This window comes from Streptomyces sp. NPDC025784 (assembly GCF_055558435.1).
Genome location: NZ_JBVHMN010000001.1, coordinates 1,229,677 through 1,249,339, shown reverse-complemented (window position 1 = coordinate 1,249,339; position 19,663 = coordinate 1,229,677). Strand labels below are relative to the sequence as shown.

Here is a 19,663-nt window from a genome sequence, read left to right as displayed (position 1 = left end):
TCGGCACGAACGACATGACCGCTCGCAAAGATGGGCCAACTGTGGGTTACTGCGACAAAGCGGTTCGGATCAGGGAGTAGGACATGGCCAGCAAGGCTGAGAAGATCGTCGCCGGACTCGGCGGCATCGACAACATCGAAGAGGTCGAAGGCTGCATCACCCGCCTGCGCACCGAGGTCAACGACCCCTCGCTGGTCGACGAAGCCGCCCTGAAGGCCGCCGGCGCCCACGGCGTCGTCAAGATGGGCACCGCGATCCAGGTCGTCATCGGCACCGACGCCGACCCCATCGCCGGAGAGATCGAAGACATGATGTGAGCCACCCCGCTCACCCCCGAGGGGCTGCATCCATCACCGGACGCAGCCCCTCACCCGTATACGACTAGGCTCGTCGCCATGTCTCGCATCGACGGCCGCACCCCCGAACAACTGCGCCCCATCACCATCCAGCGCGGCTGGAGCAAGCACGCCGAAGGCTCCGTGCTCGTCTCCTTCGGCGACACCAAAGTCTTCTGCACCGCCTCCGTCACCGAAGGCGTCCCCCGCTGGCGCAAAGGCAGCGGCGAAGGCTGGGTCACCGCCGAATACTCCATGCTCCCGCGCGCCACCAACACCCGCGGCGACCGGGAATCCGTACGCGGCAAGATCGGCGGCCGCACCCACGAGATCAGCCGCCTCATCGGCCGCTCCCTGCGCGCCGTCATCGACTACAAAGCCCTCGGCGAGAACACCATCGTCCTCGACTGCGACGTCCTCCAGGCCGACGGCGGCACCCGCACCGCCGCCATCACCGGCGCCTACGTCGCCCTCGCCGACGCCGTCACCTGGGCCCAGGGCAAGAAACTCGTCAAGGCCGGCCGCAAACCCCTCACCGGCACCGTCAGCGCCGTCTCCGTCGGCATCGTCGACGGCATCCCCCTCCTCGACCTCTGCTACGAAGAGGACGTCAAGGCCGACACCGACATGAACGTCGTCTGCACCGGCGACGGCCGCTTCGTCGAAGTCCAGGGCACCGCCGAAGCCGAACCCTTCGACCGCAAGGAACTCAACGCCCTCCTCGACCTCGCCGTCGCCGGCTGCGACGAACTCGCCGCCATCCAGCGCGCCGCCCTCGAAACGACCCTCGAGGCAACCGGACGATAACCCTTCGCGTTCTAAGAGGTACGGGCGTACGGTCCAGCCGAACGCCCACCGACCGCACCGCGGGCCGAGCCGACCCACCACCGGCCGGACCGGCCCGCGACGGCCGGGGACCACATCACGCCCACGGGGAGGGACCGTTCCATGGCCGCGCGCCATCGCCGCCGCACCGCCACCATCGCCGCCGTCGCCGCACTCGTCGCCCTGCCGACGACCATCGGATGCGACGCCGTCGACAAGGCCCTGGACTGCGTCCAGACCGCCGACTCCATAGCCGACAGCGTCACCGACCTCCAACAGGCCGTCGAGAACGCGGCGAACGACCCCACACAGACCGACGCATCCCTCAACTCCATCGAGAACAACCTCGACAAGATCGGCGACAAGACCGACAACGCCGACATCAACAAAGCCGTCGACGACCTCGACAAAGCCGTCGGCAACGTCCGCACCGCCATCAAGAACGGCGACAACACCCCCGACGTCAGCCCCGTCACCGACGCCGCCGGCGAACTCACCAAGGTCTGCACGCCGTAACACCCGCCCGCCCCTCGCGCCGGGCCGCCCGCCACAGCCCCACCACACCCCGCCGGCCGGCCCGACGCGAAAAGGCCACGGGCTCCGGGCCGCCCACCGGCACCGGAGATACTGACACCCATGACCCGCCTGATCCTCGCCACCCGCAACGCCGGAAAGATCACCGAACTCCGGGCGATCCTCGCCGACGCAGGCCTGCCCCACGAACTCGTCGGCGCGGACATTTACCCCGACATCCCCGACGTCAAGGAAACCGGCGTCACCTTCGCCGAGAACGCCCTCCTCAAGGCCCACGCCCTCGCCCAGGCCACCGGCCTGCCCGCCGTGGCCGACGACTCGGGCCTGTGCGTCGACGTCCTCAACGGCGCACCCGGCATCTTCTCCGCCCGCTGGGCAGGCCGCCACGGTGACGACCAGGCCAACCTCGACCTGCTGCTCGCCCAGCTCTCCGACATCGACGCACCCCACCGCGCCGCCCACTTCGCCTGCGCGGCGGCCCTCGCCCTGCCCGACGGCACCGAACGCGTGGTCGAGGGACAACTCCGCGGCACCCTCCGCCACACCCCCGCCGGCACCAACGGCTTCGGCTACGACCCGATCCTCCAGCCGGACGGCGAGACCCGCACCTGCGCCGAACTCTCCCCCGCCGAGAAGAACGCCATCAGCCACCGCGGCAAGGCGTTCCGGGCCCTGGTACCGGCGGTGGGGGAATTGCTGGGCTGAGCCCCGGACATGCCGAAGGGGTGCCGTCCTTCGACGACACCCCTCTCGACGGTGGGCCCGGTGGGACTCGAACCCACGACACACCGGACCTAAACCGGCGCCCTCTGGCCAGCTGGGGTACGGGCCCCGTCGCGGTTACTTTACTGGGCTGCGCGCGTCGGCCATGCGGCGAGGCCGGGAGTGGCTCCGCGTCTGACTGTGGCAGGACGGACACAGATACCGCAGATTCTCCCGGCGGTTGTCCAGCCGGTCGCCGTTGACGTGATCGATCTCCAGGACGAGACGACGGCCCTGCCAGGAGTCCCCGACGCCGCACTCCGCGCAGCGGTGCGGCACACCTAGGTCGTCGAGGGCTCGTCTCAGGAGCGGGGTACCCGTCCGAGGCGATCCGGGCGGTCTGCGCCGCAGGATGTCGTCGGCCGTCCTGCGATGTGGTGACGTCGACCCGCGGCCGTGCGCCTGGCCGGTGAAGTGCCCGGTCGGGACGCCGTGTTCCCTCAGGCTTCGCTTCACCCGGGCTCGGGCGGCTCCGCTGTCGGCGATGCCGAGCGCCGTCAGCAGCCCGGCCAGACTGCTCGACCGGGCCGCGGCGGTCATGAGCGGCTGCCGTGGCAGGAGTCCGGCACCGGTTCGGCGGCCACGGGTGAAGTGCGACGTGTCGATCCCGTAGTGGTCGAGGCGCTTCCTGATGTGGCTGTACGGACCGTCGTCGGGGGAGAGGCCCAAATGCTCGAACATCTCCCGGATGCTGTGGGAGCGGGCCGCCGCGTGCTCCAGCAGCTCTCTCGGGTAGGCGCGCTTCTCGCGCGGGGGGAGGGGCTCGTCGACCATGTGGGAGGTGTCGATCCCGTAGTGGTCGAGACGCCCGCGTATGTAGCCCAGCGTGCGGCTGCCCAAAGGCGCGCCGAGGCGCCGCAGCAGGTCGACCGGACTGGTGGAGACGGCCGCGGTCCTCGCCAGCACATCCCGCGGATAGCGCGTCCGGCTCATGCGCGCCGCCGCCTGCGACCGCGGTAAGTGTCCGTCACGGCATGGCAGTTCGGGCACAGCAGGCGCAGATTCTCCGGCCGGTTGTCCCACCAGTCGCCGTTCATGTGGTCGACTTCGAGGGTGAGCGGGCGGTCGTTCCACATCGGGCCCGTGCCGCACTGGGCGCAGCGCTCGTCCACTCCCAGACGCAGCAGCTCGCGGCGGAGCCGGCGGCCGGGGATCCTGCCGGCCTCCGGCGGACGCAGGGCGAGGGGGCTGCCGAGCGAGCCCCGGGGAGCACCCCGGCGAGCCGTGGTGAAGTGCGAGGTGTCCATCCCGAGTGCCGTGATCCGTCGGGCGACGTGCGCCTGGTTGCCGCCGACCTGGCTGAGCCCGAGGTGGCGCACGACGTCCGTGACGCTGGTCGAGACACCGACGGCGGCGCGCAGTCGCTCCTCGGTGTGCCGTACCTGGTTCGTCGCGAGATGGCTGATGTCCACCCCGGCTTCGGCCATCTTCCGCCTCAGGTACCGACGGCTCCCCGGTGTGGGCCGGCCGCCGCACCACCGGACGGCGTCGTCGATGTGCCGTGTCTCGCGCGCCGCCTCCTCCAACAGCTCGCGGGTGTATCTGGTGCCCATACCCCTCCCCTTCCGGACGCACGTTCGCCGCCTCGTACGGAGTAACGAACCGACGCCCGTCCCGTCACGCGGGAAACGCGGAGCGGCTCGCGCCGACGGGGCGGGGCGAGCCGCTGCGGGAGGGGTGGGGGCTCAGATGCCGAGGTCCTTGATGATCTTCGCCACGTGGCCCGTCGCCTTGACGTTGTACAGGGCCCGCTCGACCTTGCCCTCCTCGTCGACGATCACGGTGGAGCGGATGACGCCGACGACCGTCTTGCCGTAGAGCTTCTTCTCGCCGAAGGCGCCGTAGGCCTCCAGGACGGTCTTGTCGGGGTCGCCGACCAGGGTGACCTTGAGGGACTCCTTCTCGCGGAACTTGGCGAGCTTCTCGGGCTTGTCGGGGGAGATGCCGATGACGTCGTATCCGGCGCCCGCCAGCAGGTCGAGGTTGTCCGTGAAGTCGCAGGCCTGCTTGGTGCAGCCGGGGGTCAGGGCGGCCGGGTAGAAGTACACGATGACCTTGCGGCCCTTGTGGGCGGAGAGGGAGACCTCGTTGCCGTCGGCGTCGGGCAGGCTGAAGTCGGGGGCGGTGTCGCCGGGCTGGAGTCGCTCGCTCATCGGTACCTCACGTGGCCGGGAGATGGTTTACGGACCTATGGGTGACGAGCGTAATGGGGGTGCCGAGGGGTGCGCGGCTGCCCGAGCTGACAGACTGTCGAAAGCAGGGAGTCAGAACACGACCACGGAGGCAGCGCGGTGTCGGATACGTCGAGAACGTCGGATACCAGGACTCCGGCGGAGATCGAGGCGGACATCAAGCGCCGCCGCGAAACGCTCGCCGAGACCCTCGACGAGATCGGCGTGCGCGTGCACCCGAAGACGATCGTGGGTGACGCGAAGGCCAAGGTCGCCTCGCACATCGACCACACGCTCGGCCGCGCCTACGTCGGTGTCAATCGCGTCGTCAGCGATGTGAAGGGCCAGCTGGTCACCGAGGAGGGCGCGCCCCGTCTGGAGCGCATCGTGCCGGTGGCCCTGGTCGTGGTCGGTGTCGTCGGGCTGCTCGCCGTCGGTTCCCGGCGCCGCAGGCGCTGATCCGCCGGCGTCCGGGGGTGGGGCGGGTGCGGCCCGTCCCGGGGGTGCCGGGTGGTTTCCGCGGGGCGAGGATCGACCCACTCGCGTGCGGAAGCGGCCGGGACAGGTAGGTTCGGTGCGTGAGCGCCAATCGGGATAAGCACAGCACCCATCACGACAAGTTGCCCATCCGCATGCTGCACGACCGTGTGCTGGTGCGGCAGGACGCCGCGGAGGGCGAGCGCCGGTCCGGCGGCGGCATCCTGATCCCCGCGACGGCGGCGGTCGGCCGCCGTCTGGCCTGGGCCGAGGTCGTCGCCGTCGGGCAGAACGTCCGGACGGTCGAGCCGGGCGACCGCGTTCTGTACGACCCGGAGGACCGTGCCGAGGTCGAGGTGCGCGGGATCGCCTACGTGCTGATGCGCGAGCGGGATCTGCACGCCGTCGCCGCGGACCGTTTCGAGGGCTCCGAGGACTCGACCGGCTTGTACTTGTAGGTGTACGTCTGCCGAAGGGGCTGGTGACCATGGTCACCAGCCCCTTTTGCCTGGGTTTTGCTACCGTGGAGGAACCCGACGAGACGCGCCGTACCGGGATCGCAAAGACGACGCACCCCCTGTCGTCCGATTCTCGGAGGTGCCGTCATGGCCTGGGTTCTGCTCGTCGTCGCCGGTCTGCTGGAGGTGGGCTGGTCGATCGGGATGAAGTACACCGACGGTTTCACCCGGCTGTGGCCGAGCCTGGCCACGGGTGCCGGGATCGTCGCGAGCATGCTTCTTCTCTCGTACGCCGCGAGGTCCTTGCCCATCGGTACCGCCTACGGCGTCTGGGTCGGGATCGGCGCCGCCGGGGCGGCGGTGCTCGGCATGGTCGTGCTCGGCGAGCCGGTGACCGCCGCCCGGATCTTCTTCGTGTGTCTGCTGCTGGTCGCCGTGGTGGGTCTCAAGGCGACCTCGGGCCACTGACGGGTCCGGTCGGCGGCCCGGCCACGGCCCCACCCGGCCGTCGACCGGCCTGGCCACCGACCGGGCCGAGGGCCTAGGAGCGGCGGTGCGGGGCCCGCCCGAACGGGTTGGTGCCGGCGATCGTCCCGTTCGTGCTGCCGTCGGTCGTGCCGCCGTCCGTCGACCCTCCGGTGCTGGTGCCGTCGGTGGTGCCCCCGTCGGTGGTCCCGCCGTCCGACGTGCCACCGTCGATCGTGCCGCCGTCCGTGGTGCCGCCGTCCGTCTGGCCCTCGGTCTGCCCCTGGCTCTGGCCCTGGTCCTGGCCCTGGTCCTGCCCCTCGGTCTGTCCCTCGACCTGTCCTTGGCTCTGGCCCTGGTCCTGGCCCTGGATGTCCTGGCCGTCCGACGTGCCGCCGTCGTCGTCCTGGCCGCCGATGGTGTCCGGCGTACTGGGTTCGGTCGTCGGGGTCTGCGTCTGCTCGGCGCCGGGCTGGAGCTGGAGGTCGAAGTCCGCCACCGGGGTGCCGCGGAGCGCGGTGCGGGTGAACTGCGCCCAGATCCGGGCCGGGTAGGCGCCGCCGTTGATGCGGTTCTCGCCGAGGGCGCCGTACAGCGGCTTGTGGGCGCCGGTGTCGGGATCCTGGCCCATCACGGACACCACGGTGGCGAGGTCCGGGGTGTAGCCCGCGAACCAGGCGGCCTGGTCCTCCTCGGCGGTGCCGGTCTTGCCGGCCGCGGGTCGGCCCGCGGCCTGCGCGGCGGTGCCGGTGCCGCCCTGGACGACGCTGCGCAGGACGGAGGTGGTGGTGTCCGCCGCTTCGCGGCTCACCGCCTGGTGGGTTTCGTGGCTCGGCAGGTCCACGACCTCCGCGCCGTCCTTGGTGATCTTTGCGACGAGCGTGTACGTGCCGCGCCTGCCGTGGTTGGCGAGGGTGGCGTAGGCCTCCGCCATGTCGAGGACGCTGGCGGTGGCCGGGCCGAGCGCGATGGAGGGGGAGGCGGTCAGGTCGGGGGTGTTCGAGGGGATGCCGAGGGACACGGCCGTCTTCTCGACCTCGTCCGGGCCGACGTCGACGGCCATCTGCGCGTACACCGAGTTCACGGAGCGGTCGGTGGCGGTGCGCACGGTGATGTCGCCGTACGAGTAGCCGTCCTCGTTCTCGGGGGCGTACGCGGCGCCGCTCCAGCCCTGTACGGGGCGTTTGTTGGTGCCGTCGTAGACGGTGTTCGGGTTGATCATGCGGCCGTCGCGGGTCGTCGAGTGGTTCTCGACGGCGGAGGTGAACACGAACGGCTTGAAGGTGGAGCCGACCTGGTAGTCGCGGCGGGTCGCGTTGTTCACGTACTGCTTGGTGTAGTCGATGCCGCCGTACATGGCGACGACCTTGCCGTTGGAGGGGTCGATGGCGACGCCGCCCGCGCGGACGTAGGTGTCGGTCTTGCGGTTCTTCTTGTCGAGCTTGTCCATCACCTGGTCGTCGACGGCCTTCACGAAGGCGTCCTGCTTGGGCTTCTGCAGTGTGGTGGTGATGCGGTAGCCGCCGGCGGCGAGGGTGTCCTCGTCGATGATCTTGTTGCTGGTGAGGTACTCCTTGACGGCCTGCACGAGATAGCCGCGCTGGCCGGACATGCCGGCCGAGCCCTTGGCCTGCTTGGGCGCGGGGAATTTCACGCCGGTGCGCTCCGCGGGGGTGAGCCACTTCTTGGCGACCATGCCGTCCAGGACGTAGTTCCAGCGGGCGAGGGCGGCGGGCTTGTTCTCGGGGTGCGCGATCACGTCGTACTCGCTGGGCGCGTTGAGGAGGGCGGCGAGGTAGGCGCCCTGGCCGACCGTCAGTTCGTCCGCGTCGACGCCGTAGTAGGCCTGCGCGGCGGCCTGGATCCCGTACGCGTTGCGGCCGTAGTAGCTGGTGTTGAGGTAGCCCTCCAGGATGTCGTCCTTGCTCTTCTCCCGGTCGAGCTTGATGGAGATGAAGAACTCCTTCGCCTTCCGCGTGACGGTCTGCTCCTGGCCCAGGTAGTAGTTCTTCACGTACTGCTGGGTGATCGTCGAGCCGGACTGCCTGCCCTTGCCGGTGGCGGTGTTCCAGGCGGCGCGGAGCATCGCCTGCGGGTCGACGGCCGACTCGCTGTAGAAGTCCCGGTCCTCGGCCGCGAGCGTGGCGTGCTGGGCGTCCTTGGAGATCTTCGCGAGTGAGACGTTCTCGCGGTTGACCTCGCCGTCGCGGGCGAGCTGGCTGCCGTCGGCGTACAGATAGACGTTGCTCTGCTTGGTCGCCGCGGCGTTCGCGGGCGGGATCTTCACCAGGTAGTAGCCGAGCGCGAAGAAGCCGATCAGAAGCAGCATCGCGACGAGGAACGTGCCGAACACCATCCGCCAGGTCGGCACGAGCCGGCGCCAGCCGGTGCGCCCCCGCTTCTGCTTCTTGCCGGGCTCGCCCGGTGCTCCTTCCTGCGGACCCGCTCCGTGCTGCGGCTGCGGCTCGTCACTCATCAGTTCGCCGGACTCCCGTTTCGCTTCGTACGTCGCCGTACGACCTCGTACGCCTTGTGCGCCCCCACTTGAAGACTTTCGCACCCGTCATTCCGTTCCCGGTTCCCGGCACGCGTCCCGCCCGGAAAATGCATGGCGGGTGCCCCGGCCCCGCGGTTAGGCTCCCGACCTTTGGCCTCGGCGCGGCTGCCGGCGGGCTCGGGCACACCAGAGAGGATCTCCTCGTGGGCACAGGGCGGTTGTACGCCGCCGTCGCGGTCGGCGGGTTCCGGCGCTACGCCACGTACCGGACCGCCACGGCGGCGGGGGTGTTCACCAACACCGTCTTCGGGCTGATCCTGGCGTACATCTTCATCGCGTTGTGGGACGACAGACCGCACCTCGGCGGCTACGACCAGGCGCAGGCGCTCAGTTACGTGTGGCTGGGCCAGGCCCTGCTGATGGTCGTCGCGGTGATGGGCGGCGGCTTCGAGGACGAGCTGATCGAGAGAATCCGTACGGGTGACATCGCGATCGACCTGTACCGGCCCGCCGACCTCCAGTTGTGGTGGCTGGCCCAGGACGCGGGCCGTGCCCTGTTCCATCTGCTGGGGCGCGGTGTCGTCCCGCTCGCGTTCGGCGCGCTCTTCTTCGACCTGGCGCTGCCCGCCGACCCGCTGGCCTGGATCGCGTTCCTGGTGGCGGTGGCGCTCGGAGTGGTCGTCAGCTTCGCCCTGCGCTTCCTGGTGGCGCTCTGTGCGTTCTGGCTCCTCGACGGGGCCGGAGTGGCCCAACTCGCCTGGATCGCGGGCATCTTCTGTTCCGGGATGCTGCTGCCGCTGAACGTGTTCCCGGGCGTCCTCGGCGAGGTGGTGCGTGCCCTGCCCTGGTCGTCGCTGATCCAGGCGCCCGTGGACGTTCTGCTCGGCACGGCCGACCTGCCGCGCACCTACCTCTTCCAGGCGGCGTGGGCCGCCGCGCTGCTCGCTGCCGGGCGGCTCGTCCAGTCCGCGGCGACCCGACGGGTGGTGGTGCAGGGTGGTTAGCCCCCCGCGCGACGGCACACGGCCCGCGGAGCGGGGTCCGGCGGACGCCGTGTGGGCCCCGCAGGGCAGGTACGAGCAGGTCCGCGAGGGACTGCGTGCCTACCGGATGATCGCCGCCATGTGGATCCGCTCCACGATGGCCTACCGTGCCTCCTTCGCGATGACCGCCTTCGGCAACTTCGCGGCGACCGGTCTCGACTTCGCCGCGATCCTGCTGATGTTCTCGCAGGTCGACCGGCTCGGCGGCTACTCGCTGCCCGAGGTGGCCTTCCTGTACGGGGTGGCGGGCACCGCCTTCGGGTTCGCCGACCTGGCGTTCGGCTCGATGGACCGGCTCGGCCGGCGGGTGCGCGACGGCACCCTCGACACGCTGCTGGTGCGCCCCGCGCCCGTGCTCGCTCAGGTCGCCGCGGACCGCTTCGCGCTGCGCCGTCTCGGCCGCATCACCCAGGGACTGCTGGTCCTCGGGTATGCCGTCGCCGTGCTCGACGTGTCCTGGACGCCGCTCAAGGTCCTCATGGTCCCGCTGATGCTGCTCAGCGGCGGAGTGATCTTCGCCGCGGTGTTCGTGGGCGGCGCGGCGTTCCAGTTCGTCGCCCAGGACGCCTCCGAGGTGCAGAACTCCTTCACCTACGGCGGCAGCACGCTCCTTCAGTACCCGCCCACCGTCTTCGCCACGGAGCTGCTGCGCGGGGTGACCTTCGTGTTCCCGATCGCGTTCGTCAACTGGCTGCCCGCGCTGTACGTGCTGGGGCGGCCCTATCCGCTCGACCTGCCGACGTGGGTCGCCTTCGCGCCGCCGCTGGTCGCGGCGGTCTGCTGTGTGCCGGCGGGTCTCGCCTGGCGCGCGGGCCTTCGGTCGTACCGCAGCACAGGGAGCTGACCCATGGACAACGAGGACGCCGCCCTCATCCTTCTCGACCGTGTCGAGAAGGTCTTCGAGGTGCGCCGAAGGACCGGCTTCCTGCGCGCCGAGCGGCGGCAGGTGCGCGCCGTGGACTCGCTCTCGTTCTCCGTGCGGCGCGGTGAGATGGTCGGCTACATCGGGCCGAACGGCGCGGGGAAGTCGACCACCGTCAAGATGCTCACCGGCATCCTGACGCCGAGCGGCGGCCGGCTGCGTGTCGCGGGCATCGACCCGTCCCGCGAGCGCACCCGCCTCGCGCGGCGCATCGGGGTGGTGTTCGGGCAGCGTACGACCCTGTGGTGGGACCTGCCGCTGATCGACTCCTACCGGCTGATGCACCGCATGTACCGCATCCCGGACGGCCGCTACCGCGAGAACCTCGACCGCTGCGTCGAACTCCTCGATCTGGGCGAGCTGTTGGACGTGCCGGTACGGCAACTCTCCCTGGGGCAGCGGATGCGCGGTGACATCGCTGCCGCGCTGCTGCACGACCCCGAGGTGCTCTACCTCGACGAGCCGACCATCGGCCTGGACGTGATCAGCAAGGCGCGGGTGCGGGAGTTCCTGCGCGACCTGAACGCCGAACGCGGCACGACCGTGCTGCTGACCACCCACGACCTCACCGACATCGAGCAGTTGTGCCGGCGGGTGATGGTCATCGACCACGGCCGGCTGGTGTACGACGGTTCGCCGGCCGGGCTGCACGAGGTGGGGGAGAGCGAGCGGACGCTGGTCGTGGACCTGGAGCGGGAGCTTCCGCCGATCGAGGCGGAGCCGGCGCGCGTGGTGAAGGTGGAGGGGCCGCGGCAGTGGCTGGCCTTCCCCGCCTCCGAGTCGGCCGCTCCGCTCGTGGCGCGGATCGCGGCACGGTACCCGCTGGTCGACCTCTCGGTGCGGGAGCCGGACATCGAGGCGGTCATCAGCCGCATGTACGCGGGCAAGGCAGTCTCGTAGGCTGACCTCCATGACCGACGATGTGCCGGAACTGCGAGCCTCCGACGCCGACCGTGAACGAGTCGCCGAGCAGCTGAGGGACGCCCTCGCGGAAGGCCGTCTCGACATGGAGGAGTTCGAGGAGCGGCTGGAGGCGACCTACCAGGCCCGTACCTACGGGGAGCTGGCGCCGATCACCCGCGACCTTCCGGGCGCGGCGGCCGCGGCCCCGGTCTCCATGGTCAAGGAGCCTGTGGGGGACGGCAGTTGGGCGGGGCGGATCGTCGGTGGCGAGGGGTCTTCCTCGTGGGGCGTCGCGATCCTTTCGGGCTTCGAGCGCAGGGGCCGCTGGACGGTCCCCAAGCGCTTCAATTCCTTCGCGTTCATGGGTGGCGGCGAGATAGACCTGCGCGAGGCGAACTTCGCGGACCGTGACGTGGTCATCAACTGCGTGGCGGTCATGGGCGGTGTCAACGTCATCGTGCCGCCCGGTGTCGAGGTGGTCGTCCGCGGCATCGGCATCATGGGCGGGTTCGACCACCGCGAGGAGGGCCGCCCCGGGGAACCCGGAGCGCCCCGGGTGATCGTCACGGGCTTCGCGTTCTGGGGCGGTGTCGGCGTCGAACGCAAGCTGACCCGCGCCGATCGGCAGCGTCTGAAGGCGGAGCGCCGCCAGGAGAAGCTGGACCGCAAGGCGGCCCGCGCCGAGCTGGAGGGGTCGGAGGCCGGGGGTTCCCGGCGGGAGGCCCTCGGCGACATGTTCGACGCGCTCGACGAGGCCCGCGATCTGATCCGCGAGCGCCACGAGGAGCGCTGGGCGCGCCACGAGGAGCGCCGTGAGCGGCACTGGGCCCGGCAGGAGGAGCGCCGCGAGCGCCACCGGGAGCGGCGCGAGGACCGCGACCGGCACCGCGACGGGGACTACTGACCGCACCGGTCGCCGGCGGCCCGGTCCGTGCGGGCCCCGGACGGCCCGGGAGCCGGGTCGCTCCTGTGCCGTGCGGTGCCTGTGCCGTGCGGTGCCTGTGCGGTGCGGTGCGGTGCCTGTGCCCTGGGTGCCTGTGCCGTGCGGTGCTGCCTGCGGCCTCGGGTGCCTCCGGGCCCGTTCGCTTCTCCGGGCTCCCCGGGCTCCCCGGGCCTTCTGGGGCCTCTCCGGGCTTCGGAGAGCGGGTGTCCGTCCGTCCCGCCCGCCCCCCGGCCCCCGGGCACGGTCCCCGGGGGAGCGCCTCGCCGGCACAGGGGGAAGCGTCACAGCTCCGCCGGGGCCGAGCCCTTCAGGTCGTCCAGGTCGAAGACCTCGGCCATCTTCCGGTACCCCTTGTCGCTCGGGTGCAGGTGATCGCCCGAGTCGTAGTCGGACCGCAGCCGCCGCGGGTTGTACGGGTCGCGCAGCGCGGCGTCGAAGTCGACGACGTCGTCGTACACCTTCCCCGACCGGATCTCCGCGTTGACGGCCTGCCGTACGGCCTCACGCGCGTCGGTGTAACCGCGGTGCCCCTGAAACGGCATCAGGGTGGCGCCGACGACCCGCAGTCCGCGGGCGTGCGCCTGACGCACCAGCTTCCGCAGGCCGTCGGTGACGGCGGTCGGGTCGACCTGGTTCGGGTTGCGCAGGATGTCGTTGACGCCGAGGTCGATCACGACGGCCCTGACATTGGTGCGGTCGAGGACGTCACGCCCGAACCGCGACAGCCCGCTCGGGTTGTCCGCCGGCCGGCCGAGCCCCGCCGCGAGCACCTGGTTGCCGCTGATGCCCTGGTTGACGACGCTGTAGCGGGGCGTGTCGCCCGACCCGGCCGCGGCGCGCAGCCGGTCCGAAAGGACGTCGGTCCAGCGGTGGTTGGCGCCGACCGTCGACGTGATGCCGTCGGTCAGCGAGTCGCCGAGGACGACGACGGTGCCCGCCGCCTCGTCGCTCAGCACGTCGAGCGCGGTCAAGTACCGCCAGTACTGGCTCTGTTCGGTGTACGCCGTGCTGGTCACGTCCTCCGTGCGGTCGCCGTCCGCGACGTACGAGACCTGCCGCGCGTGCGGGTGGTAGGTGACCGGGCCGGACTCGGTCGGCGCGTACGTGGTGACGAGGACGTCCGCGCCGTGCGGGATCCGCACGCGCACCGCGTCGCTCATCACCTGCCCGCCCGCCGGGATGACGACCGTGGGGTTGCCGCCGAAGGTGAGGCGGCGCATGGTGTCGGCCGCCGCGGCGGCGTTGTTCGGCGTCGCGGCGACGGCGAGCGAGACGTGCGTGAGGGTCAGCGGCTGCTGCCCGTAGAGATTGGAAAGCGTGATGCGGGCACTCGTACCACCGGCGCTCGCGTGCACGACGTTGCGTATGGAGCGGCCCGCCATGCCGTGCGTCTCGGTGCCGGGCTCGGCCCCCACCGGGGAGGCCGACCAGGCGCCCACCCAGGTGCCCGTGGACGCGGGCGCCGCCGAGTTGTGCGGTGCACGGCCCGCGGCGAGGTTGTTCCGGTCGCCGCTCCCGTCGTCGGCCGAGACACCGATGTAGATGCCGGCGGAAAGGACCACGACCAGGGCGATGATCGCGGCCAACAGGGCGCCGTGCCTCACGGGGACTGCGGACGTCTGTGGGTCCACAGCGTGCCCCGCACCCCCGGCGTGACGCTTGGTCATGCGGTGCGTGTCTCCTCGGACGATGGGAGCCCGAGGCTCCGATGTGATCACCCCATGATGCGTCATGGGGCGGAAGAACACCGACAGCGCCCCCTACGGGACCCCCTGGTCGATTCCCCGTCCGAACAGACGCCGGGAACTCCTGGTCCGTTCCAGGAGTCGGTCAGGAAGGAGCCCAGGAAGGGACAATGTGTACGGGGACTGAGAACGGATGGAGTGGATGGAACGCACGAAATCAGGTGAAACAAGCGATCCAGAGCAGCCTGCCCGGTCCGCCGCCGCCGTGAACCCCGCGACGACGGCGACCGCCGGGCGGCCGGGCCGGGCGATGACCACCTTCAGCCCCGCCGACGAGGAGCGCCGCCGCGGAGTGCGCCGTATGAAGGCCACGGCGACGGGTCTGCTGCTGCTCGTCGCGCTCGTCTACGTCCTCGCCAAGTGGGCGTCCCACGAGGGCGCCGGCGCCTGGGCCGGGTATGTGGCGGCGGCGGCCGAGGCGGGCATGGTCGGCGCCCTCGCCGACTGGTTCGCGGTCACGGCCCTGTTCCGTCATCCGCTCGGCCTGCCCATCCCGCACACCGCGATCATCCCCACCAAGAAGGACCAGCTCGGGGTCTCCCTCGGCGAGTTCGTCGGCGAGAACTTCCTGTCCGAGGAGGTCGTGCGGCAGCGGCTGCGGGCCGTCGGCATCGGCAGCAGGCTCGGCTCCTGGCTCGCCGAACCGGAACACGCCGACCGGGTGACGGCCGAACTGGCGACCGCGTTGCGCGGCGCGCTCGCCGTCCTGCGGGACTCCGACGTGCAGGCCGTGGTCGGCGAGGCCATCACGCGCCGCGCCGACGCCCAGGAGATCGCCCCCGGCATGGGCAAGATGCTGGAGCGGATCGTCGCGGACGGCGGCCACAGACGCGTCGTGGACCTGATCTGCGTCCGCGCCCACGACTGGCTGGTGCTGCACGACGAGCAGGTCCTGGACGCCGTGCAGGGCGGGGCCCCCGGCTGGACCCCCCGGTTCGTCGACAAGAGGGTCGGCGAACGGGTCTACAAGGAGCTGCTCCGCTTCGTCACCGAGATGCGCGACGCCCCCTCGCACCCGGCGCGCGGCGCACTCGACCGCTTCCTCACCGACTTCGCCTCCGACCTCCAGTCCGACACCGACACCCGCGCGCGCGTGGAGCGACTCAAGGGCGAGGTCCTGGGCCGCGGGGAGGTCCAGGACCTCATCGCCTCCGCCTGGACCGCCGTACGCTCCATGATCGTGTCCGCCGCCGAGGACGAGCGGAGCGAGCTGCGGCTGCGCGTGCGGGCCTCACTGCTGTCGCTGGGCGCCCGCATGGCCACCGAGCCCAAGATCCAGGCGAAGGTCGACTCCTGGGTGGAGGACGCGGCGGTGTACGTGGTGACGACGTACCGCACGGAGATCACCTCACTGATCACCGACACCGTCGCGAGCTGGGACGCCGAGCACACCACCCGGAAGATCGAGGCGCACATCGGCCGCGACCTCCAGTTCATCCGGATCAACGGCACGGTGGTGGGCTCGCTGGCGGGTCTGCTGATCTACGTGGTGTCGCGGGCGCTGGGGGCCTGAGCGGCGGCCGTCGGCCCGCGCGGGGCCGACGTGGCCCGAGCGGCGGTCGAGGCCCGAGCTCCTGCCGGGTGCGGGTCCAGAGGGCCGAATGCAGGTCCGTGCTGCCGGATGCGGGCTCGCGCTGCCGAGGCCGGATACGGGCCCGTGCTGCCGGGTGCGGGTGCCGGGTGCCGCGGGCCGAGTGCGGGCCTGTGCTGCCGGGTGCGGGTGCCGGGCGTGCGGTGCAGGCTGGAGGGATGGAGGCCCTTCCCGCCGCTGCCGGGTGCAGGCCTGGAGGCCCCTCCCGCCGGTGCCACGTACAGGGCTGGAGGCCCCTTTCGCCGCTGCCGCGTACAGGCCCGCACGTCCGCCCGGACGGTGCCGTGCGCAGGCGTGAAGGCCGGAGGCAGGGGCACCCGGACGTGGTTCGCTCAGGAAAGAGGGAGCCATGACCGCACCAGCACCGGGCGCCTCCGGACCCGCCCCCACCGGCACCGTCACCACGGACGTGCCCGCCCGCCTGGACCGGCTGCCCTGGTCCCGCTGGCACTGGATGATCGTGATCGGCCTGGGAACCGTGTGGATCCTGGACGGCCTGGAGGTCACCACCGTAGGCAACATCGCCGGACGGCTCTCCGAGGAAGGCAGCGGCCTCGCCATCACCTCCGCCCAGGTCACCGGCACCGCCGCGGCCCTGTACGTGGCGGGCGCCTGCGCGGGCGCCCTTTTCTTCGGCCGGCTCACCGACCGCTACGGCCGCAAGAAGCTCTTCATGGTCACCCTCGCCGTCTACCTCTCCGCGACCGCGCTGACCGCGCTGTCCGTCGACGCCTGGTGGTTCTTCGCCTTCCGCTTCCTCACCGGCTTCGGCATCGGCGGCGAGTACGCCGCCATCAACTCCGCGATCGACGAACTCATCCCCGCCAAGTACCGGGGCCGGGTCGACCTGATCATCAACGGCAGCTACTGGCTCGGCGCGATCGGCGGCGCACTGCTGTCCATCGTCATGCTGAACACGGACATCTTCCCCGCGAACATCGGCTGGCGGCTCACCTTCGGCCTCGGCGTGGTTCTCGGACTGGTGATCCTGCTGGTCAGGCGGCATGTTCCGGAGAGCCCGCGATGGCAGTTCATCCACGGCCGCGGCGAGGAGGCCGAGGAACTGGTCGCCTCCGTCGAACGGGACGTGGAGCGGGAGAAGGGCGCACCGCTGCCCCGCGCCCGCGGCGAGATCACCATCCGGCAGCGCAAGAGCATCGGCTTCGGCGCCATCGCCAGGACCGTGTTCGCGCACTATCCCAAGCGCGCCGTCCTCGGCCTGTCCCTCTTCATCGGCCAGGCCTTCCTCTACAACGCGATCACGTTCGGCTTCGGCGCCATCCTCACCAAGTTCTTCGACGTGCCGACCGGCGGCACCGGCTACTACTTCGCCGTCATCGCGGCCGGCAACTTCCTCGGCCCGCTGCTGCTCGGCAAGCTCTTCGACACCGCCGGCCGCCGGATCATGATCTCCTCGACCTACCTGCTCTCGGGCTTGCTGCTGTTCGGCACGGCCTGGCTCTTCGACCGCGGCTCGCTGAGCGCGGCGACGCTCACGGCCTGCTGGTGCGCGGTCCTCTTCTTCGCGTCCGCGGGCGCCTCCAGCGCGTACCTCACGGTCTCCGAGATCTTCCCGATGGAGACCCGCGCCATGGCCATCGCCTTCTTCTACGCCATGGGCACCGCCGCGGGCGGCATCAGCGGCCCGCTGGTCTTCGCCGACCTCACGGAGTCCGGGGTGGTCGGCGACACCGTGCTCGCCTTCCGCATCGGCGCCGCCCTGATGTGCGCGGCGGGCCTGGTCGCCGCGTTCCTCGCGGTGAACGCCGAGCGCCGTTCGCTGGAGGACATCGCCACGCCGCTGTCGGTGGAACCGGCCGGGGCCGCCGCGTCGTCCGCGTCGACGAGGAGCTGACGGCCGGCCCGCACGGGCCCCGGGCTGCGGCTGGACTCCCGGTTCCCTGGCACGGCCCCGGCAGGCACCCCCGAGCGCACGGATCCGAGTACGGGCACCTGAGTACGCGTACTCTGTCGGCCCGCCGCGCGGACGGGAACCCTCGTACGCATGACCGAGAAGTTGTTGAGCCCCCTGCGAACGTGCCCCGGGCCGGAACGCTGGCTGACGCGCCTGCTCGGCGCCGTGCTCTCCTGCACGGCGTATCTCCTGTGCCTGCCCTGGGACCTGGGCAACCGCCGCGCGACGCAGGACGCCCTCACCGAGACGAGCCCCGTGACCGGCGCCGGCGTCGTGACCCTCGCCGTGGTCCTGCTGCTCCTGGCCGCCTACTTCGGCCACCGGGACGCGCTGGCCTGGGCGTTGCTGCTGGTCGCGGTCGGACCGGCGACGCTGCTGTACGTGTCGCTGCGCACGCATCCCGGCCCCCCGGACGGGTTCGCGGGCGCATGGTCGCTGGTATGGGCGTTCTTCACGCTGCTGATGGCGACCGGGGTGCTCGTCGCGGCGGCGGTGGCACGGCAGTTCAGGGCAGACTTGGCGGACGACTTCAACGAGGAACTGAGCCTGGCCCGCCGCCCGTGACGCGCGAGGAGCCGTCACCGGCGGCCACGAGGCGTGAGGAGCCCCGCATGACCGTGCGCAGGATCGTCCCGGACGTCCACGTCGAGTCGGAGAAGGCCATGGCCACCAGCCGGGACTTCTACGGCCTGCTCGGCTTCGAGGAGGTGATGCACCTGGGCTGGGTCATGACACTGGCCTCCCCCTCCAACCCCACCGCCCAGATCAGTTTCTTCACCGAGGAGCGCACCGCTCCCGTCGTCCCCGACCTGAGCGTGGAGGTCGAGGACGTGGAGGCGGTCTACGGGCAGGTCCTCGCCTCGGGCGCCGAGGTCGTACGCGAACTGCGCGAGGAGGAGTGGGGCGTACGGCGCTTCTTCGTGCGGGACCCGAACGGGCGGGTGGTCAACGTGCTGGAGCACCGGACGTGAGCCGCTCGGTGCCGGGCAACCACGGCGCCCGGCACCCCGGGCGCCGTGGGGCGCGGTCGGTCACTGCCCGTAGAAGTACTGCGAACCCTTCTCGATGAAGTGGGAGGCGTAGACGCGGCCGAGGGCCGGTTTGCCGCGGTACATCCCCACGTGGTTGCGCGCGCTGTCGACCACGACGGGCCGCGTCATGCAGGCGAACTTGATGCGCTGCTGCGCCTCCGCCCACTGCACGGCGGCCGGATCGACCCGGTCGCTGACCAGGAGCGGGAAGGCACCGATGCCGTTCTGCATCCCCACGGGCAGACCGCCCTTGGTGTCCTTGGCGTACTTCATCACCTGGTCGGTGAAGGCCGAGACGACGGGCACGGTTATCTCCGGGACCGCCGCGGCCACCGTGAACAGATGCAGCCTGGTCGCCATCCAGCGCATCTTGAAGTCGGCCCGCCGCCCCACGAGGACGGGCACCCCGGCCCAGTCCTCCCAGCGCGTCGCGCATCCGTCGGCCGTCAACTGGCGCTCCACGAAGGCCAGGTAGGCCCCCGGCGCCGACTGTTCCTGCTGTGGGTACATGGGCGGGATCCTAAGCCCCCGTGGTGGACCCCGGCCGCACGATCATCAGCACGGTGACGGTCGCCCACAGGAGGTTGAAGATCCCGGTGAACATGGCGAGCCGTACGGTCGCCCGCCGGTCGCCCGTGCCCTCCACGAGCGCGCTCTGACGGGGCAGGACCAGCGCGCCCAGGACCACCGCCGCCAGCGCGGTCAGCGCGATCGAGACGATCAGCCAGGTGTCACCGAGGACCCCCATGTCGCTCGCCGTGGCGAAGCCGAAGACGGGGACGGCGACGCCGACGACCGCGTACACCTGGCAGATGCGGTGCAGCATGCGCGTGGTGGCGAGGGCACGCTCGTCGTCCGGCGCGGCGAGGGCCCTGCGCGCGGCGGGCGGGAACATGCTCGCGGCGACCGTCACGGGTCCGACGGCGACGATCGCGGCGATGACGTGGACGGCGAGGAGGAACTTGGTCACGGGGTGACGGTAGGGGCGGGGGAGGATCTTGCAGAAGTGGCGGTTCTGCCAGGCCCCAACGGATTCTCGCCAGAGA

At 71.1% G+C, this 19,663-nt stretch carries 22 protein-coding genes, 1 tRNA gene and 1 riboswitch; of the genes, 15 read left to right on the top strand and 8 right to left on the bottom strand.

Going from position 1 to position 19,663, the window contains the following annotated elements; translation table 11 throughout:
- The first annotated feature begins 83 nt into the window (after window positions 1–83).
- The 4 genes from ACZ4IF_RS05435 to rdgB all read left to right on the top strand — a co-directional run bounded on the left by ACZ4IF_RS05435 (window position 84) and on the right by rdgB (window position 2,399).
- Window positions 84–317, top strand: coding sequence for a PTS sugar transporter subunit IIB (locus ACZ4IF_RS05435; RefSeq protein WP_095934620.1), 234 nt, complete (start codon window positions 84–86; stop codon window positions 315–317).
- 78 nt (window positions 318–395) lie between these two features.
- Window positions 396–1,142: a ribonuclease PH gene (gene rph, locus ACZ4IF_RS05430; RefSeq protein ID WP_028804758.1), complete on the top strand. Its 747-nt coding sequence runs from the start codon at window positions 396–398 to the stop codon at window positions 1,140–1,142.
- Window positions 1,143–1,283: 141 nt separating this feature from the next.
- A complete protein-coding gene (locus ACZ4IF_RS05425) occupies window positions 1,284–1,676 on the top strand; it encodes a hypothetical protein (RefSeq protein ID WP_467559697.1) in 393 nt (130 codons plus the stop codon).
- Between the two features lie 120 nt (window positions 1,677–1,796).
- Window positions 1,797–2,399, top strand: a complete 603-nt coding sequence (gene rdgB / locus ACZ4IF_RS05420; protein WP_467559695.1) for an RdgB/HAM1 family non-canonical purine NTP pyrophosphatase — start codon at window positions 1,797–1,799, stop codon at window positions 2,397–2,399.
- 52 nt (window positions 2,400–2,451) lie between these two features.
- On the opposite strand, the gene ACZ4IF_RS05415 is transcribed toward rdgB, so the two are convergent.
- The 4 genes from ACZ4IF_RS05415 to bcp form a co-directional block, all read right to left on the bottom strand.
- Window positions 2,452–2,526 (bottom strand) — tRNA-Leu (locus tag ACZ4IF_RS05415).
- Window positions 2,527–2,534: 8 nt separating this feature from the next.
- A complete protein-coding gene (locus ACZ4IF_RS05410) occupies window positions 2,535–3,389 on the bottom strand; it encodes an HNH endonuclease (RefSeq protein ID WP_467559693.1) in 855 nt (284 codons plus the stop codon).
- Window positions 3,386–4,009: an HNH endonuclease gene (locus ACZ4IF_RS05405; RefSeq protein WP_467559691.1), complete on the bottom strand. Its 624-nt coding sequence runs from the start codon at window positions 4,007–4,009 to the stop codon at window positions 3,386–3,388. The genes ACZ4IF_RS05410 and ACZ4IF_RS05405 overlap by 4 nt, the downstream gene beginning before the upstream one ends.
- 132 nt (window positions 4,010–4,141) lie before the next feature.
- Window positions 4,142–4,609 carry a thioredoxin-dependent thiol peroxidase gene (gene bcp / locus ACZ4IF_RS05400; protein ID WP_359491693.1) on the bottom strand — a complete coding sequence of 156 codons (468 nt, stop codon included), beginning with the start codon at window positions 4,607–4,609 and terminating at the stop codon, window positions 4,142–4,144.
- A gap of 138 nt (window positions 4,610–4,747) precedes the next feature.
- On the opposite strand from bcp, the gene ACZ4IF_RS05395 reads away from it, so the two are divergent.
- The 3 genes from ACZ4IF_RS05395 to ACZ4IF_RS05385 all read left to right on the top strand — a co-directional run bounded on the left by ACZ4IF_RS05395 (window position 4,748) and on the right by ACZ4IF_RS05385 (window position 6,030).
- Window positions 4,748–5,086 (top strand): DUF3618 domain-containing protein, encoded by a 339-nt coding sequence (locus ACZ4IF_RS05395; RefSeq protein ID WP_028804764.1) that lies wholly within the window; start codon window positions 4,748–4,750, stop codon window positions 5,084–5,086.
- A 173-nt stretch (window positions 5,087–5,259) separates the two neighbouring features.
- Window positions 5,260–5,562: a GroES family chaperonin gene (locus ACZ4IF_RS05390; RefSeq protein ID WP_187285621.1), complete on the top strand. Its 303-nt coding sequence runs from the start codon at window positions 5,260–5,262 to the stop codon at window positions 5,560–5,562.
- A 51-nt stretch (window positions 5,563–5,613) separates the two neighbouring features.
- A riboswitch (guanidine-III (ykkC-III) riboswitch) is annotated at window positions 5,614–5,679 on the top strand.
- 30 nt (window positions 5,680–5,709) lie between these two features.
- Window positions 5,710–6,030, top strand: a complete 321-nt coding sequence (locus ACZ4IF_RS05385; protein ID WP_095934614.1) for a DMT family transporter — start codon at window positions 5,710–5,712, stop codon at window positions 6,028–6,030.
- A 73-nt stretch (window positions 6,031–6,103) separates the two neighbouring features.
- Here the strand turns inward: ACZ4IF_RS05385 and ACZ4IF_RS05380 are convergent, their stop codons facing one another.
- The gene (locus tag ACZ4IF_RS05380; protein ID WP_467559688.1) at window positions 6,104–8,503 is read right to left on the bottom strand and encodes a transglycosylase domain-containing protein; all 2,400 of its coding nucleotides are present in this window, start codon (window positions 8,501–8,503) and stop codon (window positions 6,104–6,106) included.
- 224 nt (window positions 8,504–8,727) lie between these two features.
- On the opposite strand from ACZ4IF_RS05380, the gene ACZ4IF_RS05375 reads away from it, so the two are divergent.
- Genes ACZ4IF_RS05375 through ACZ4IF_RS05360 form a run of 4 tightly spaced genes read left to right on the top strand, consistent with a single transcriptional unit; the run spans window position 8,728 to window position 12,296 of the window.
- Window positions 8,728–9,528, top strand: coding sequence for an ABC transporter permease (locus ACZ4IF_RS05375; protein ID WP_345640964.1), 801 nt, complete (start codon window positions 8,728–8,730; stop codon window positions 9,526–9,528).
- 49 nt (window positions 9,529–9,577) lie between these two features.
- The gene (locus ACZ4IF_RS05370; RefSeq protein ID WP_467559987.1) at window positions 9,578–10,411 is read left to right on the top strand and encodes an ABC transporter permease; all 834 of its coding nucleotides are present in this window, start codon (window positions 9,578–9,580) and stop codon (window positions 10,409–10,411) included.
- A gap of 3 nt (window positions 10,412–10,414) precedes the next feature.
- Window positions 10,415–11,389, top strand: a complete 975-nt coding sequence (locus ACZ4IF_RS05365) for an ABC transporter ATP-binding protein (RefSeq protein WP_467559685.1) — start codon at window positions 10,415–10,417, stop codon at window positions 11,387–11,389.
- 10 nt (window positions 11,390–11,399) lie between these two features.
- Entirely contained in the window at window positions 11,400–12,296 is an 897-nt protein-coding gene (locus ACZ4IF_RS05360; RefSeq protein WP_467559683.1) for a DUF1707 SHOCT-like domain-containing protein, read from the top strand.
- A gap of 320 nt (window positions 12,297–12,616) precedes the next feature.
- Here ACZ4IF_RS05360 and ACZ4IF_RS05355 read toward each other — a convergent pair whose 3' ends face one another.
- Complete coding sequence (locus ACZ4IF_RS05355; RefSeq protein WP_467559681.1) at window positions 12,617–14,002, bottom strand: SGNH/GDSL hydrolase family protein; 1,386 nt, start codon at window positions 14,000–14,002, stop codon at window positions 12,617–12,619.
- 211 nt (window positions 14,003–14,213) lie between these two features.
- Between ACZ4IF_RS05355 and ACZ4IF_RS05350 the strand changes: the two genes are divergently transcribed.
- The 4 genes from ACZ4IF_RS05350 (at window position 14,214) to ACZ4IF_RS05335 (ending at window position 18,557) form a co-directional block, all read left to right on the top strand.
- Window positions 14,214–15,593 carry a DUF445 domain-containing protein gene (locus ACZ4IF_RS05350; protein WP_095934610.1) on the top strand — a complete coding sequence of 460 codons (1,380 nt, stop codon included), beginning with the start codon at window positions 14,214–14,216 and terminating at the stop codon, window positions 15,591–15,593.
- Between the two features lie 427 nt (window positions 15,594–16,020).
- The gene (locus tag ACZ4IF_RS05345; RefSeq protein WP_467559679.1) at window positions 16,021–17,526 is read left to right on the top strand and encodes an MFS transporter; all 1,506 of its coding nucleotides are present in this window, start codon (window positions 16,021–16,023) and stop codon (window positions 17,524–17,526) included.
- Between the two features lie 150 nt (window positions 17,527–17,676).
- Window positions 17,677–18,150, top strand: a complete 474-nt coding sequence (locus ACZ4IF_RS05340) for a hypothetical protein (protein ID WP_467559677.1) — start codon at window positions 17,677–17,679, stop codon at window positions 18,148–18,150.
- Between the two features lie 47 nt (window positions 18,151–18,197).
- Window positions 18,198–18,557 carry a VOC family protein gene (locus ACZ4IF_RS05335; RefSeq protein ID WP_467559676.1) on the top strand — a complete coding sequence of 120 codons (360 nt, stop codon included), beginning with the start codon at window positions 18,198–18,200 and terminating at the stop codon, window positions 18,555–18,557.
- Window positions 18,558–18,617: 60 nt separating this feature from the next.
- Here the strand turns inward: ACZ4IF_RS05335 and ACZ4IF_RS05330 are convergent, their stop codons facing one another.
- Together ACZ4IF_RS05330 and ACZ4IF_RS05325 are read right to left on the bottom strand one after the other, a co-directional pair.
- Window positions 18,618–19,127, bottom strand: coding sequence for a levansucrase (locus ACZ4IF_RS05330; protein WP_467559674.1), 510 nt, complete (start codon window positions 19,125–19,127; stop codon window positions 18,618–18,620).
- Between the two features lie 10 nt (window positions 19,128–19,137).
- Window positions 19,138–19,587 carry a hypothetical protein gene (locus ACZ4IF_RS05325; protein WP_359491717.1) on the bottom strand — a complete coding sequence of 150 codons (450 nt, stop codon included), beginning with the start codon at window positions 19,585–19,587 and terminating at the stop codon, window positions 19,138–19,140.
- Window positions 19,588–19,663 lie beyond the last annotated feature (76 nt).